Below are 1,253 nucleotides of genomic sequence, written 5' to 3' on the forward strand. Positions count from 1 at the left end.
TTACTGTTAATAGCACGGCTGGGTATGAAGCTTTACTTCTTGGAAAACCAGTTTATCTTTTGGGTAGAGTGTTTTATGAAAACTTTAATAACGTATATAACCTCAAATCTTTTAGAGATATTAGAGATATTAGAGATATTCTGGATTTTCAATTTTTAGATGTAAAAAAAGATTTTATCGCATATAAAAAATATGTTTATAAAGGTGTAATTTTTATTGATTATGGTAATAGAGTCAATGATAAAAAAAGATACTTTAGTGAATTGGTCGATTCGATATTCTTAAATATTAATAAAAATATTGAGTGAGAGTGATATGTTTTATTGAGGTTTACGTGTTGATAATTGATTTTATTATTCACGTAAAATAAGGAAAAGTAATATTTTTAAATGTATAGATTCTTTATTAGATTATAACGGCTATATTTTTAAACTTGTTAAAAGATAGCTATTTTTTGAGATTTATATACTTATTGAGCACAGCAGATTTGAATGTGATCTCTTTAAAGGATATACAAATCAAAGTATTATGTGGATAATATTTAATATTAATTATTTTCAATTCTATGAAATTTTTAAAACATAGATTGTAATGGAAATAATTTTTAATAAATATCTCTCAATCTTATTTAATAGGATTAGCAAATGACATTATTTATGTATTGTTTTCTATGTTTAATAGCTTTAGGTTTTACTATTGTGCAAAAAAAACATTTTCTGAATTATGTTTTTGTTTTCTCCTGTTTGATGGGGTGGTCTATTGTTGCGCGGTTTAACTCAATTCAACAAGATTTGACAGTTTATTCGGAAGTAATGACTTATGATTGGGGATTTTTTAAAAGCTTTTATGTATTAAGAGAGCCAGTTTATTGGATTACAAGTAAAATTCTTTATGATTTTTTTAAAGAACCTATTTTTGTATTTATTATATGGGATGCTATAATTTTTAGCTTACTTACCTATATTGCTTATAAAAAAGATGTAAAACCATATTTTATTTTGGTTTTTATATTGTTCTTTCCTAATGTTATGGGTTTTTTAAACGTTTATAGACAATATATATCAACAGTATTTCTTTTCTTGTCTTTTTTGCTTGTTTATGAGAATCATATAAAGTCCAAGTTTTTTTATTTAGCTTCTTTTTTTAGTCATAATGTGGGAGCTATATTCTTGCCTTTGATTTTCATAAGGAAGAAATTTTTTCAAATTAAATTTATTTTAGCTTCTATTACCTCTATATTTGCTATGATTCTC

General features: G+C 24.1%; 1 protein-coding gene and 1 pseudogene. Both read left to right on the top strand.

Annotated features, from left to right (window positions below):
- Positions 1-308: pseudogene (locus VXQ92_RS18885) on the top strand (capsular biosynthesis protein); the annotation flags it as partial.
- 336 nt (positions 309-644) lie between these two features.
- A partial coding sequence (locus tag VXQ92_RS18890; RefSeq protein ID WP_416682833.1) for an EpsG family protein occupies positions 645-1,253 on the top strand: 609 nt, incomplete at its 3' end.

This window comes from Acinetobacter sp. 228, from assembly GCF_048147885.1.